Source organism: Paenibacillus sp. Pae15 (assembly GCF_024519685.1).
Taxonomy (GTDB): domain Bacteria; phylum Bacillota; class Bacilli; order Paenibacillales; family NBRC-103111; genus Paenibacillus_G; species Paenibacillus_G naphthalenovorans.
In genome coordinates this window covers 1-15395 of record NZ_JALJRM010000041.1, presented here as the reverse complement: position 1 = coordinate 15395, position 15395 = coordinate 1, and the positions used below count along the sequence as shown (strand labels likewise).

Below are 15395 nucleotides of genomic sequence, written 5' to 3'. Positions count from 1 at the left end.
CCCCTTCTATATTAGATTTCGATTACATAACTTGAATACGATTTATCACTTTGGTAATATTCAGGATGTTCCGGTGTTGCATATGTTAAAGAGCCACTTTCCAGAGTTCCTGGCCAATGAACGATAAGCGTCTTATTCCCGCTTAAATTTTCAAACAAACGAACGGGATTCTGCTTCAATTCTGTATCGAATAGATACTCAATACGGTCAAGAAAAACTACATCCTTATTTTCCCCTGCTAAAAGTGATCGAAGTATCCTGCCTACTTCGAAAGGCCTTTTTTCTGGAGGAAGTAGTCGTAGTTGCTCAGACAATAATAAGCCTACGTTAAGGATTGGAATCTCCATTTGATGAATGGCACGTTGCAACTCTACTTGTGAAATCCGACTCACCACAACAAATAACATTTTATTTCGTTTAGTTCTAGCAGTCTTGATTTCCAAAGCAATCGATTCTTGTAAACTCGCCATACTTTCACTCCGGTCATCCAATCATTTAATTCCAAAAAATAAATCTTAAGAACTATATTTCGACAGACTCATGGGTGATTCCTGCCCTGGATTACTTAAGCTCATTACCATTATACAAAATATTGACATATATTTGTCAGCGAGTATATGTTCGTATTATATACTAAAATTATCGATAGTTTGATGTATGTGTGGAAATAGAGGTTACAATTCGAAATTCACAGCTACCGGTACAAATCTCCGTAAACTAGCAAAATATAACCCTGCTTCTTTCACCGGATAACCAAACGTCTCCGACCAAGCTTTCGCATAGGTCTTAACTTGTGGCGCGTAATATTGGACAAACTGCTGCAGCTTGACCTCATCCAACTGATCCGTCTTGAAGTCAACAATCACCCAGCCGTCCTCTTCTTCAAACGCAAAATCTACGACGCCCTTTACCAAGAGATAGCCGTTGTCGGATTGATTTTCAAATGCCGAGGCAGCGGTTTCGGAAATCGTGTGATCGTTCGCAAAGTAGGCTGTTGTCTCCTTGTTGCTTTGAACCATCATCATCGGGATTTCAAACAACCGCTGTTTCGCCCCGAGATTACGCTGCCAAAGTTCACTCGCAAGGATCTCTTGCAGCATGTTTAGAGCATCCGCTTCAGCTTCGTCTGCTACCCCTTCGTTCTGGCAGAGAAATTGAACGTACTCATTCAGCTCGCTCATCGAGAGGCCTCTACCAACCGCCTCAAGTCCCTTATGGATCACGCTGCCGAAAGACTGACCCCTTCCTGTTGCTGACCATTCAGGCACATCACCAACGCCCTTCGTTAGCCTGGTAACCGTTGCTTCCGCATAAGTGGGTTGGCGCAACTGATGGAACACTAGTTCTCTGCGGGTCAAGTAAGCATCCAGATCTGCGAATGGGGCGGCGGGCTCGGATAAAGCAACTGGAGATGTCCCACTTTTGAAATCAGGATCACGGTGATTTGCCAGGCCAGCCGTTTCGGGATTATCCAGTTCTCGGATGAGCTCCATCCCATCCATGAGCGTACTCCAAGGACACTTCGCAGGCTGCTCAGGATAGAGACTGACGACCAGCATTTGTTTGGCTCGAGTCGCCGCGACGTAGAGAAACCGATCCCGCTCCGCATGCATGAATGCGCGCTCCCGCACGCTCATCGCTTCCCAGCCGACCGGCTGTGCTATGATTTCTTTCTGAAATCCTCTAGCCTGCTGGATCAGGAAATAACCGGAAGCCCCTGCCTCGGAACGATCAATAAACTGCTCTGCATCATGATCCTTCTCTCCACAGGGACAAGCTAGAAACACGATAGGCGCTTCGAGCCCTTTCGCCTTATGCACGTTCATGATCCGTACCGCTTGCCCTTTACCTGCGTACATACTGGCGGTTTCCATACCCTGGTTCTGTCGAATTGCAGAGATCGCATCCGCCAGTGCGTGCCAGTCGGATGCGAGCATGGCGTCACGCTGCAGCATCTCCAGCATCTTGAGCAAAGTCCCCGACCGATTCGCCCCTGCTTCCTGCACAGTGGAATAAAGCAGTAGGCCGGTATCCTCCATAATTCGATATAGAGCCGCCCATGCAGGTAATTCTTTCACCCATCCGGCATATTCCCGCAGTTTCCGGCATGCAGCCGCAACTCGATCCTCAGGTTCTGCGTAATCTGCAGGCTCCGGCAGCCGATAGATGGACCACGCATTCCCTAAAACACGATACTGCAGCAACTCAGAGTCGCTAATGCCGAACAAAGGCCCGCGCAGGACGCTCAACATCGCTACTTGATCGGACGGATCGGCGAGGTAAAGGACCAGTTGTCCCAGCGTATGAAGCTCGGGATATAGAGCGGAGCTTCCTACGGTTTCCGCTGCTACTCCCCTCTTCTCCAGTTCTTCCGCATACAGATGCAGATAGTGCCTTGTTCTTGTCAGAATCAGAAAATCGCTCGGGCGGGCATCTCTCAGGACCCAAGCTGAACCGGTTCGCTCCTGAATTTGCAAATGACCGTCTTGGCAAGCCCAGGAGATGTATGCGGCGATACGCCTTGCGTCAATGGCCGCCACCTCATCCTTGCCTCCCGGTATCTTCGGATACGTGAGCGCATAAATGCCATGACTCGCCTGCTTGTTCGCCTTGGGATTCGGCGAATTCGTTTCCATCTTCACATAAGCGGCTTGTACATCGGTTTCCTGTACAGGAAGTTTGCCGACAAATTGTCCGTTCACAAAAGCGCCAATCGAATCGACGGATCGAAAATTGCTGGTCAAGTGAAGCACGTCTCCGCATGCCTGAATCCGCGCTTTGACCTCGTTATAAATGGAAATATCCGCGCGGCGGAAGCGGTAGATGGATTGTTTCGGATCGCCCACGACGAACAAAGAGCCAGGTCTTGGCGTAAGCTTCCGCCAATTCCGTTCATTCGGGTCATCCCCGGTTCCGGTCAGCAGAAACATCATTTCCGCTTGGACCGGATCGGTATCTTGAAACTCGTCGACCATCAGCTTTTGATATCGGCCAGAGAAATAACGGCGAACCTCGGGATAATCACGCAGCAATCGACACGCATGCAGCAGCAAATCCTGAAAATTCAGCTTCCCTGCCTGCAAACGCCGCTCTCTGCAATAATCCAGGACGGGCAAGACAAACCGGATGACTTTCGGGTACAGATACTCACGCCACGATTGAAGGAAGGGGAACAGGACGGTGATTTGCCAATCGTGAAATTTCTCGCCAAATTCCTTGGCCTGCTTCTTATCCGGCCAGCGATTTTGCGTCACATCCAGTTTGGTGTCGAACAATTTTGCGAGCGCAAGGATTTGCATATCGTCTTGCATATCATACAAGCGCAGCATTTGACTTGCTGAACGCAGCTTGGTTTGCAGCTTGTCCCATCCTTTATCCGGTTCGGTTGTCGGAACATACGGTAAAGCATCCTCGATCATCGGAAGGAGGGACAACCGGATCAAGTCAAAGTCAGGACGGCTAACCGGTTCGCAAGGAATTTGGACATCGGTAAAAATCGACATCCGGTCATACACATCCTTAAGTGTGCCGACGTCGATGTTCAGTTCGGCAAAGGATTGGAGGATCTGGCTATCCTCCTCCTGTAACTGAATGAGATATTCGTCCCAACATTGATCGTGAAACGCACGGTTCAGATCGTCATCCATCTCTTCGAATGAAGGGTCAAGCCCGGCTTCAGTCGGACGTTCGCGAAGAAGAGAGGAACAGAAAGCATGGATCGTTCCAATAAAGATTTGGTCTAAATTGGCCAAAGCTTCTTCCAGTCGCTCTCTAGATTCGCCAACAGCATCAGCCGCTTTTCGCTCCAAAGCGATGCGGAAACGCTCCTTCATCTCATCCGCCGCTTTATTCGTAAAGGTGATTGCCGCAATATGCTCCATCTTCGCCGTTCCAGTCTCGATGAGTGCCAGTAATCTGCCAACCAAGCTGGTTGTTTTTCCAGAGCCAGCACCGGCTTCTACCAAAAAAGTCGTATTGAGTTCCTCCACAATTCTCGCTCTGGCATGTTGGTCCGATCGTTCATTCAATGTTCTCCACCTCCAGCAGCGTATGAAGCAGCTCCTGATTCGATTCATCCTTTCGTTTATCGGCCATCTGCTGGGCATGTTCACCGCATACGATTGCGTAGTCGCAGAATCGACAAACTCCGGGATCTGAGGCAGGAATAAACAATCCCTGCTCCATCGAATGAAGAATCCCTTGGATCACCTCTGTCACTCGATGGCGTTCGGTTTGGGGCCGCACCATCACTTGCCCACGTCCCCGTTCATTTGGGAAGACATAAGCCGAATCGATCACATCCGCTTCTACATCCACTCCAGTTTGTCGCATCCACCGTTCTGTTCCCATAGCGTATAACGCGTGTTGAAGCTGTGTGCCGCCTGCGAACACTCCATTCTCCTTATAAGATCGAGTACTGCCGGTCTTGTAATCGATAATCCGATACTGATGAGGGGCGACTTGATCGATCCGGTCGACGATCCCGCGCAATGGAATGGTTACGCCGCTTTCCAGCTCAAGATGCAGCGGCATGCCGTCCACGATCAGTTCTTGTTCGAAAAACCGTGGAGTCGACTTTACCTGCGCTTCCATTCGATAGAATACTTCAACATCCCGTATGAGCGATTTCCGTTCTTTCTCAAAAACATGCGGGCTTGGCACAGGAATCCGCTCGGCATATGCAAGAATCGTCTCCTCCGTGATGCGAAGCAGTTGCGCATGATCATGCACGATAGGCGACGGATTCCTTGTACTTACTTCCGTCATATAACGCCGGAAAACCTCGTGCAGCAGCGAGCCTCTGTCATTCGGCTTCAGCCAGGAGGAACGATCGAATAACACTTGATCTTTCACGCGGATTCCTAACACATATTGAAAAAAATAACGCATCGGACATTCCGCATACTTTTCCAATTGACTTGCACTAAACGCCCGAACCGACTGGCCTTTCCAATACTTGGACCACACATCCCCCGCTATATATCCATCATACTGGGTCACTTGGATGCTGCTGCGTGCTTCGAGAGCATTTCGGCCATCACGCAGCCGAGGATAGACTGATTCGACAAGAGATTGCAGGTCTTCTGGACGGCTTTTCTTGGCTTGTAATTGCCGGAAGAGGTAGTGAGTTCCATCGAATGGCAGTTCATTCGGTTCGGCAGTGAACAGCTGACCTGCTCCCAAATACCCGACCGGTTCTCCTAAGCTTCGGAAAAGCATCTCATAATCCGCACTCGGCTCCCCGGACACTCTTCGGAATACCTGCAGAAGCTGAAAGGCCGGACTTGCCGTCGTTCCGTCCGCCAGATCATAAGACGAGAAACTGAAGGTGACGTTGCCACCCATGATGCCGAGCCGCACATCCCGCTGGCGCTGCCGATCCCGCTGTCTCTCCGCGGCGGTTTGAAGGCCGGAGCCGATACGTCTGCACTCTTCATCGAGCAGCATGGGATTTTGCCGGATACTGCCGGACCACGAATGTTCATCCATCCCGAGCAGGAATATATACTTTCTCCCGCTGATCCCCCCGTTCGCCAAACTCGATATGTACAAGGACCCAGGCTTGGGAAACGGCTGTACACCGACTCTTATATTCTTCAACATATCCCGGGTGTACAGCAGAATTTGCTCCAACGACATCGTCTCAGGGACAGGACATTCCTGCAACTCCTTGAATATCCCTTTCATCTCCTGCAGGACGATCGCGTCCTCTTCCATTCCGCATACTCCATACCGCTCCAACACCTGAACGAGCCAACCCCATATGCCCGCAGGAGATGACATCGCCGATTCGGCGGGAAACAATTCCTTTATGATGTTCGTAAGGTGCCGTTTGATTTTATCATCCCGCTGTTGTACTTCTGTCCGCTCCCGTCCATCGCGGGTTTCATCCGAATACTCTTCAGGTACAACACGATTGGGTTCCAGCAGTTTGATATACCGCTCTTTTCCCCAGCCGATTCCGCTTTTCTCCAGGGTTCGGATACAATCCGTATTCGATATCTCCTGTTCACGATCGGAAAAAGTGAGCTGCTGCTGTTGCAACATCGACATGAGTGACCGCACCTGATAACCGGACTCCAGCCAATTCAGCAGTGAAAGAGCAACTCTTCCCATTCTGGAGGTTTCCAGGGACAGCCCTTCCGAGAAGGAACAGGGAAGATTCATGGAGTCGCACAGTGTCGAGATGGCAAGCGCATATTCCGCATCCGAAATGATCATTTCCACTTCATCCAGCGGAATCTGGGCGGAGATGATCCGTCTCAGCACTTCACGAACCTCCGACAGCTTGCCAGTAGCATGAAACATATGCACATCCTGCAGGGGCAGCGCGGTTTCTTCACCAAAAATAGGAGGATCCGCCTGAATTCGTGTAATCCGGCCATTAGATAACCGTTCCACCATACGAACGGAAACCGGACTGAGCAGCATGGAATCGGGCATCAGCAACTCGACGTTTTCGGATAATTCACCCGTTATATACGGCAGCAAGCCGGGGAAGTCTGTCCAGTTCCGCTGCTCCAGTAAGCGTTCATAAGCCGACAGGACCTTTCTGACATAGCGCCCTTTTTCCCGGCTCAAAAAATGATCGTCTCGAAGCTCCTCCGCCTTAACCCCCGCATGACGTAAATCCATAATGGCTTGGTGAACGGACATCGCAATGCCGGGCTTCATTTGTGCCATGGAAATGTAGGTATCCGGTTCGGCAGCCATTTGTTCCATGACACGATGGAGAATCCAGAACGAACGCTGCTCACTGATGAAGCTAACCCCTTGTTTATACAATGAAAACTGCACATGCCTTTTCACGATGGACTGGACGGTCTGTACCTCTACGTTCATAACCGGCCCTATTTCCCGGCAAATTCGCATCAGCCAAGATTGCCCAACGCTTAGGGAAGGAGCTAAGACAATCTTGCGGCGAAAAGACTCTTTCCGAATTGCGTCATACAAACGGTTCAGAAACGTGCCTTCCAAAACGGTCACCTTCCTTTCGAATTACTTTTCGTACAACTGTCTCCAATTCGCCAACTGCTCCATGAACTTTTCCCTAATGGATACTGGTTCCAATATCTCTGCTGAAGGACCGTATTGAACGACCCAATTCATAAACTCCCGTTCGTGATTGACGGTGACCTCGAACAATAAACTTCCGTCAGGCAAATCGGTCATTTTCGGTCTTACGAATAACTCCTCTTCCTTCACATAGCGGGCAACATCCGCATGAAACTTGATCTTAAAGGTGATCAAGGAATCCCCGCGTTCAATTGACCAGGTGTGCTTCATGTATTGCGCGATGTTAAAATCGCCCTTATCGAAATTACTGCTCGTCATCTCTACTTGGCGAAAACGGCTTAAACGAAATGTACGAATTTCACGTTTGGCATGACAATACCCGATCAAGTAAAACCGTTGGTCCCGCGGCACCAAATAGTACGGATCAATTTCCCGCTCCGTCAATTCATTCCGGCTCTGCGTATGATAAACCGCTCGAATTGTCTTATTTGATATAATCGCTTGCATGATGGGCAGCAAGAAATTGGTACTGGTTTCCCGATAAGCCGGGGTACCCATTTGGATCATATCCGCAACATTTTCCAATGTTTCGTAACGCTTCCGGGTTTCTTTCACATGTGTAGCCATCACTTTGTCGTAGGCAGAATCAAAACCCGGCGGCAATTTGCTTGTGTCCAGCACGGAGGGAAGGACCGAAAACACCAACGCTTCCTGTTCTGTGAAATTGAGCGGGTACATGGCAAAATTCCCAACAAAGCGGTACCCTTTCCCGTAACCTTCATTCGTGATGGGCGCAATTAGATCCAGTATCCTTAAATCCCTGTAAATCGTTCGTTCGGTTGTCTCGCATTTGTCCGCCAGTTCTTTGGCCGTTATTCCCGGGTTCGCTTGAATCGCCAGAAGGATATTAAACAGCCGTATTATTTTATCTGTCATTCACGTCACCCCACCCGTGGCATAGGCAATGTAAATCCTTGTCATCATAATTGGAAATTCGACGGTTTACCTAGTACTTCCTGCCTAGACAAGGAGAAACCGAAACGTCCTCTGTAGATTTGATGAAGTACACTTCCTCTATACCCGGCGCTAGTTCAACGATGGCTATATCTTTCACGACAAATCGCACAATGCCGCAAATATGATGTTCAAATGTATCATAAATTCTTCCGGCACTGCGGCATCCTTTCGGTACAGTATGCGGGCTGTTGGCGACATAGCCAATTTTGCCTAATGGGATCAAATCCACTTTAATCGCTTCATGGTCATGCGGATTATCCGGGTCTTTGATCAAGTGAACGATCTGACCCGGTTTTAGAAATGCTGCCCCATAATAGTGTTGTGTGCCTGTGATGGCGATATAGATCGGTTGCTCCACTTTACTCACTCCCGTATGTCTTTCCTCCATTATGACAATTCGCAGCGACCATAGATTGTCAGCGAATGTACGTTCTACTATCAAAAAAGCACTGCGGCATCTCAGATTGAGATCGCAGTGCTGCATTCATTTAAGGAAATGGGCGAACTTATCCGGCGCATTCCGAATGTCTTGTGCCAACTTCTCGTATTCCGCGGATAATTTGATCGAACGAACTCTTTTGGCGTCTTGATCGCGCGGCTCAATGAATCCTTCTTCTCTCCAATGACTTACCTTTTCCCTTATCGAACGATCCGACAAACGCAGCAGGTCCCTCATTTCGCTTGTCGTCAGGGTGTCTTGTTTAAAGGTTAATTGGGCGAACACCATTCTTTGCTGCGGATCCAGCTTACGAATCAGATCCGGTTCGATTTTCGTCATTTGGGCAGATTTTTCCGTTACGATGGCAGCGGCTTCTTCAAATACCTCCGCCAGACCATCAATAAAGAATTCCAGCCATGGCGTCAAATCGGCCTCATTCCGCCCAAAATAATAATTGTGATGAAGGCCTAATTGGAGTCGGCGATAATATTCAGCTAAATTGCGATCGTAGAAATTCTCGAGAACGAATAATCCTTTCAACCCATATCCGCCGCGGCGTAGAAGATATGTTGTGATCATCCGGGCAGTTCTTCCATTCCCGTCCATGTACGGATTGATCGTCAGAAACTGCCACATGAATATCCCCGCTTTGATGGGAACCGGAACCGAATAGGTTTCCGGTGAGTTAACCCAGGCAACCAAATCCTCCATTAATACAGGGACATCTTTCCATTCCGGTGGCAGATAGAATCCGGAAGCATTACGACTGCCTACTTGGTTTTGCTCTTCACGATATTCACTGACGCGCGGTCTTCGGCCGTGCGATATTCTGATAATAGCATGCAGCTTCTTAATAAATTCCTCTGTGACCGGGAGCTGCCTTCTTTCGGCTTCATCAAGGTATTCTAACGCTTTCATCAAGTTATAAACTTCCTGCTCTTCATTGTCACTGCTGGTTTGGTACAATACCTTTCGCTTCGCCGCCTCGTCAAGCGTATTTCCTTCAATTTTTGTTGAAAGGATGACCGTCTTTTCCATCGATTCTTTTTTAAGCAAATCCAGAATAGATGCGGGCAGTGGAAGCAAATCTACCACAACACTGGCGCGTTGTATATCCATCAATCTGCGGGCAATGGCGTCCGTTATTGAATATTTGGGTGTAAACATAACATCACCTTCCTCAATGGTATTATACCATTGCCGCAAATTTGCCGCAAAGTACAATTTCATTGTAAGGTGCGACTTTTCTATTGGTTACTGTTTATTTTTCTCTAAGGATCAAATCGATCCATTCCTTATGTTCACGCCAACCATTCAAGACACGAACGCCTTGGTATGCAAGCTTTTTTACCCATTCCGTTTCTGAACGTAGGGAATCTGCTTTTGTTGGCTGTATATCAACGACCCGGAATTCCGGTTCGAGGCCATCCTTACGGATACCTGCAATCCACTTTTTATAGGCTCTATGTTTGTAAGAATCACGTAAATGGCTGATTTTCCGATGCTCCATATCATGGGTTTGTCCAACATAAAAGGGCATCTGTGTTCGAGGATCAATAATTAAATAGGTGTAATATGGCCCTTGTTCTTCCTCTACCCCGGTAGGCTGAATCTCCGAGGGAACCTCTTTTTGATCAAAATGATACTTAGGGTTTTGTTGATCTAGCGACATCTGCTTCCACCAAATTTCTGCAAGTTCTAACGTTGAGAACGATTTATACACAGCCCCTTTATATCCTTCAACGTTTTGTTGGGCTCCCCCATCCCATTTGTTATATATTCCCGGATTTTCACCCTTTACTACGACGTAGAATTTACTTTTCATGGAGTTTCCTCCCCATAGGACTTCGTTCCCTTTCCCTTTCGCTTCTTCTCCATAAAAGCGCGATTGAACTCCTCATCGGAGATCTCTTCGTTAAGCCGCTTCCATATGAGTTCTTTTTCTTCATCATTCAGTTCAGCATCTTCGTAGGACCAGGACGCATTCGTCCTCCTAAAGATCTCCTCAAATTCTTGACGCGAAATTTTCATAGAGTTCGATTTCCTTTCAATAGGATTAATTCCTACAGTGACATCCGGTACAACGCTTTATTCTCCAGCCCTCGGATCGGCTGTGTCCACAACTCTTTATCCGAAGTCGAATTCAACGCATCCTCCGCCATCTGCAGCTTGGCATCCAGTGCGTCGATATGATGCAACGCTACCGCTTCCGCTGTTTGAGGTTGCACCGGACTTCCCCATTCCCCAAGGTTATGGTGGGAAAGAATGAGGTGCTGCAATCCTATCACTTGTTCCGAATTGAGTGGAATTTCCAACCTTATTGCAGTCTCTGTGATCCAACTGGCCGCCATTGCGATATGCCCGATCAACTTACCCTGAACGCTGTAGTCTGTCACAACCCCAAGCTGGGCGATCATCTCCTCTGGTTTGGCGATATCATGCAGGATGATCCCGGCTTTGATCATATCCGCATTAAGAAATGGCCGTTGCTTGCATAAGAACTCGCCTATCTCCAGCATACGAACGATATGATAGGCCAAGCCAGCAAAGTATGCGTGATGGTGCATTTTGGCCGCTGGATAATGAGCTAGTTTCTCTCTCACCTTATCTACGCAAAAGCCTACAATATCACGAATCACCGGGTCCGAAATACTCTCGATGACTCTTTTTATGATTTCTAACATTTCCGTAGATCCAATAGGTGCTGCTCGAATAAAGTCTGTTAGAGACACACCGTCTTCATTCCTTACATTGCGAATCCGGGTTATTTTGACCTGCGGTTTTTCTCGATATAACTGAACGATACCCTGAATCTTTACAAGCGTCATCGGAGAGAAATTGTCTTTTTCCGATTCTTTCACATCCCAATACTTGGCAGGAAGCTGACCGCTGGCATCACACAGTACCATATCGAAGTAATCCTTTGCCGGGGATGTGTTGGTTTGCTTTAGCTCTAACTCTTTCAGCAAATAGAAGCCAACGAATTCATCGTTCGTAGTCATCTCTTTAATCAAAGTCATTCTTTTCACCCCCGTTTACAACTCCAAAAACTCTGCCTCAGCCTCAGTAATCTCATACTCCTTGAATTGTAAGTATTTCTTTATCGTATCCGTCATTTTCAAAGGATAAGGCTGTGCCGTAGTCGATTCGAAAGTAATGCATACTTCACGTAAACGATGTACCATCCAAGCCAGGCGCTCTCGATCTTGCCTATCCATCGGACCTAATGGCATATATTCCACTACTCGGGGTTGTTGAAATGCCGTTTCAGGGTAATCGTACTTGGTCATAGATTTGGCAATGTTCATCTGGGTCTTAGGTTTGGTTCCTACACCATAGTACAGTCCAGACTCGTTATCAGAATAGACACCAATAGAGTAGGACATGGGAAGAAAACCGTAAGCTGGTACATCATCATTGGAATTGATACGAATAACGGTTATCCCGTGATCGTTCTGTACCAATCCAGGCAGGTCAGGGTTCTTGCCAAACATAATTTTGTTGTTTTGAATGCCGTCCAACCCCTTATAGCGAAGCTCGGCCTCTATTAATACGATTAGCTCTTTGCCTAGCATTCGTTCCATTCTTAACTGCTCTCCGAACCAACGTGCCACCTCTTTCTTTTGTGCATCCGGGGCTTTGGGAAGCGGATCAAATTGATCTGATTGCAAAACAGCTTCTGGTAAAGTCAACCATCCCTCGTTACCCCTGCCCTTAACCGTCAATACACCGTCTTCCAATTTCGTCAGGATCGCATAAGTTCCTTTATCACCCGAAACCAGATCATAGGCTATTATTGGGCGTTGTTCATTTACAACCATATGTGCCTTGTAATCGATAACTCCCGAATCTCCTAATAAATCTAGAATACAGTTGAAGACTTTGTGGATATAGCTTGACTCCGGTTTATCTTTCTTACGTTTAGACTTCTTTGCCCCGTTTTCGGGATAGACGAATTGAGTGATTCTCCCCGTTAATTGAAACCCTGTACGAACCGCTTGCTTGGGGTCTGTTCCTTCGCCAAGCTTCTTCCAATCGTCTTTAGGCAATATTTCAATCAATGAGCAAGTTATGGACTGACTCCCTTTAACATGTTCAATGCTTCGGACGATTTTGTTGGTTCTATGTTCGTCCGCCAGATCCTTAAGCGCTCCACGATTCAAACCATCTACATAGTCCTTTCTGTCACATTTGACAACAACGATGCGGTTATTGGAGGGGGCATTCAATTTGAAGATATGTTTGTCAACATGTTCAGCCAGTAACTTTCCTTTATATTTTTTAGCCTTCAATGCTTCGATGACACATTGATAAAGAGAATCCGATCCCCACACTTCAAGCACAAAATCTTTTTCATGGCCGCAATATACGGGTGGGATCGGTTCTCTCACTCGCCCCCCTGTCCCTTCTCGCTTCGGCTTCGGCACAAGCGGCAACGGGTCCAACGATCTCCAATGGGGTAAATTCTCCCGTACCATCTCGTAAAATCTCATTTTTTCCTGGATACTGATTCCCGCTTCAATATACAGGGGGTTAAAGACTCTATTATTATGAACGATCAATATCTTAGGAGAATTGCCTGAGTGATACTTTTCTGGATTTATTAAGATATCCTCGGTGGATAAACGATTACCCCATAACACATCACAGAACAATTCGTCCAGCCCTTCAGACCAACGAGTGTAAGGCTTAGTCACACCTTCTCGACGGAAAGATAAGCTGGCGTATGAACGTAACCCCATTCCATGTTCTTTGATAAAAGGATTATCCATGGAAACCAATAACGTGCTATTGATACCACCCTTTACATATTTGCTCTCCTGAGGTTTCATAATAAAACGTCTTATTCCAGCCGAAACCATTAATAAAAGTCGTTCCGGCTCACCGGCTCGATATTGTAAGCGAAATCGAACGACATAAGAAAAAGTGCCGGATCTTGTTTGTATGGGTTGGGACATGCACTCTGCCTTTTGCTTGGCATATACCTGCGAGAACATAAGTTCAACAGGCTCATCCCACCCTTCAAGTAATAGTTGTTTCGGACGTAAGCAAAATTGATGAGCAACAAGAGCAGGCAGCAACTCATAAACTAATTTTGGGTATCGGTGTAATATGGTGTCTATCGTCTCGCTTCGCCAACCTAAGGTACTTGTTTCGACATCTCCTAGTGCAGTGACGCCTTGCCCTTTAGCGATTTGGTTCATCCATCCCTTAGCCAATAATAGGATCATTTCTGTCGGGACAGGCTGCGTTGCAATGAGCCATGGACGGTCTTCATCCAGATAAAATTGGTTATTAACGAAGACGATCTGCGGAAATATACTTTGCAATTTTTTACCTAATGGCTTAATCGCAAAGGGTAACTTTACGCTATTATAAAATTGCCGGATAAAATCTCGCCAAACCGTTGGAATACCCAGTATAAAGATCTGCTCATTCTTCCAAGCATTTTGATCGCTCTCGAAAGCATACAATTGCAATAACTTATTGGTCCGGCTCATCGTTCACATTCCTTTCCATCATGGCTTTCATACTGTCTATAAATGGTCCATATAAACTGCGAAACGCTGGATCTGATTCATGCTCCATCATGATCTTAAGCCAGTAATCCAACATCGATTCCCCAATATCCGTGCGAATTGGCTGGGCTAGAAATTTACCATCACAGTAGAACACTTTGGCCGGTGTACCCTTGCGCAGAAGTCTTCCAATCGTTTGCCAGACTGGGATAAATGTATACCAGGCTATGGTTCTTCTCTCAGTAGCATTCAGTACGGACCAATAATCTGGTTTACGGTACATCCGGTGAAGCAAGCTATTACTTTCACTGCGAATTAAATTCAATGCCTGTCTGTAGAGTTTACCTTCAAAATCGGCACGCTCAATTAAATCAGGCAATTTGGCATGCAAAAGTTGGATTAAATATGTCATGTCCTGCGGAATCGGATACGGCCGTATCATGAAAAACACAGAACCGAACAATGAACCTTTAGTATCATCCAGAATGTTATAACCACGACTAATCGCAAGTAACGGGGCAATCAACACATCAGCGTTTTCGTTAGCAAACCGCTCTAATTCTGCTCTTGAAAACTCCGCTTCATGAAATGGATCCGGGTCCCTCGTTAACTGGCGGTATCTATTTTTCCAAGAATAATGGGATGCAAATACGGATCCCACATCGACAACGTCTTCGTAAGAATTGACAATCAATAACACTTTACGATTTGCTCCCGAGTAACGCCACTCCATCAATTCCTGTTCAATCTTGGGCATTAACTTGGCGGTTAGTAAGCGGAGGTTACGTACTCTTCTATCCTCAAACTCACCCGAGATTTGGATAGGTTTTTCCTTTCCGTGCTCATAGACCGGATAATATTCCTGATGAATGACTGGAACACCTAAACTGGATTCCAACAGCCACCCAGGTAACGAAGCTATATGATAATGCGCCGACCCTGGAGCCAGACTTGTACCTGAAAGCAGAATAACCGCAGGTCCTTCATAACCATCAATGCCAGCATAGATAGATGGCCAGTCTTCAAGAAGAAGGCGACCGACACCTGAATAATGAACGGCTTTGAAAGTACCGGTTTCGTTCCCAGGCTTTACTTCATACAGGTAACCGGTCATACGTCCTGTTATCGCATCTTTCATAATTGCAGAAAATTCACGTTGAATCGTGTAAAGTCCTTCGAATTCAGATAATTTCCCCAACTTGGCCTGAACAAGCGGATAAAGATCCATGAAAACTTTTATGTCATGATCGATAAGTGCCAGACATAAATATAATTCCAATGATTGAACCGGGAACTTCAATCTTCCAACCGGTTTTGTCTCACAGCCTAACTTATGGAGAATGGTAATTAGGGCTTGCTGAATAATCAAAAAATCCTTATGTCACAAGGGTTTAGAGGCACTT

General features: G+C 46.9%; 11 protein-coding genes. All 11 read right to left on the bottom strand.

Translation table 11 applies throughout. The features are described from left to right. Nucleotides 1–11: 11 nt before the first annotated feature. The 11 genes from brxF to NR121_RS23255 all read right to left on the bottom strand — a co-directional run bounded on the left by brxF (nucleotide 12) and on the right by NR121_RS23255 (nucleotide 15361). Nucleotides 12–470: a BREX-3 system P-loop-containing protein BrxF gene (brxF, locus tag NR121_RS23305; RefSeq protein WP_256832011.1), complete on the bottom strand. Its 459-nt coding sequence runs from the start codon at nucleotides 468–470 to the stop codon at nucleotides 12–14. A 204-nt stretch (nucleotides 471–674) separates the two neighbouring features. Next, nucleotides 675–4028, bottom strand: coding sequence for a UvrD-helicase domain-containing protein (locus NR121_RS23300; protein WP_054819686.1), 3354 nt, complete (start codon nucleotides 4026–4028; stop codon nucleotides 675–677). Continuing rightward, nucleotides 4021–6843, bottom strand: coding sequence for a PD-(D/E)XK nuclease family protein (locus NR121_RS23295; protein ID WP_256832010.1), 2823 nt, complete (start codon nucleotides 6841–6843; stop codon nucleotides 4021–4023). Before NR121_RS23295 ends, NR121_RS23300 begins: the two co-directional genes overlap by 8 nt. A gap of 156 nt (nucleotides 6844–6999) precedes the next feature. Further along, nucleotides 7000–7953, bottom strand: a complete 954-nt coding sequence (locus NR121_RS23290) for a helix-turn-helix transcriptional regulator (protein ID WP_054819684.1) — start codon at nucleotides 7951–7953, stop codon at nucleotides 7000–7002. A gap of 70 nt (nucleotides 7954–8023) precedes the next feature. Next, complete coding sequence (locus NR121_RS23285; RefSeq protein ID WP_256832009.1) at nucleotides 8024–8392, bottom strand: HIRAN domain-containing protein; 369 nt, start codon at nucleotides 8390–8392, stop codon at nucleotides 8024–8026. A gap of 126 nt (nucleotides 8393–8518) precedes the next feature. Further along, nucleotides 8519–9640 carry a Fic family protein gene (locus NR121_RS23280; protein WP_256832008.1) on the bottom strand — a complete coding sequence of 374 codons (1122 nt, stop codon included), beginning with the start codon at nucleotides 9638–9640 and terminating at the stop codon, nucleotides 8519–8521. A gap of 94 nt (nucleotides 9641–9734) precedes the next feature. Next, a complete protein-coding gene (locus NR121_RS23275; protein WP_256832007.1) occupies nucleotides 9735–10298 on the bottom strand; it encodes a ribonuclease H1 domain-containing protein in 564 nt (187 codons plus the stop codon). Next, nucleotides 10295–10504, bottom strand: a complete 210-nt coding sequence (locus tag NR121_RS23270) for a hypothetical protein (protein ID WP_054819680.1) — start codon at nucleotides 10502–10504, stop codon at nucleotides 10295–10297. The genes NR121_RS23275 and NR121_RS23270 overlap by 4 nt, the downstream gene beginning before the upstream one ends. Nucleotides 10505–10536: 32 nt before the next feature. After that, on the bottom strand, nucleotides 10537–11493 hold the full coding sequence (locus NR121_RS23265) for a 3'-5' exoribonuclease YhaM family protein (protein WP_054819679.1): 957 nt from the start codon (nucleotides 11491–11493) through the stop codon (nucleotides 10537–10539). Nucleotides 11494–11508: 15 nt separating this feature from the next. Further along, on the bottom strand, nucleotides 11509–13974 hold the full coding sequence (locus NR121_RS23260; RefSeq protein ID WP_256832006.1) for a pPIWI_RE module domain-containing protein: 2466 nt from the start codon (nucleotides 13972–13974) through the stop codon (nucleotides 11509–11511). Then, nucleotides 13958–15361, bottom strand: a complete 1404-nt coding sequence (locus tag NR121_RS23255) for a hypothetical protein (RefSeq protein WP_256832005.1) — start codon at nucleotides 15359–15361, stop codon at nucleotides 13958–13960. The genes NR121_RS23260 and NR121_RS23255 overlap by 17 nt, the downstream gene beginning before the upstream one ends. Nucleotides 15362–15395: the final 34 nt, after the last annotated feature.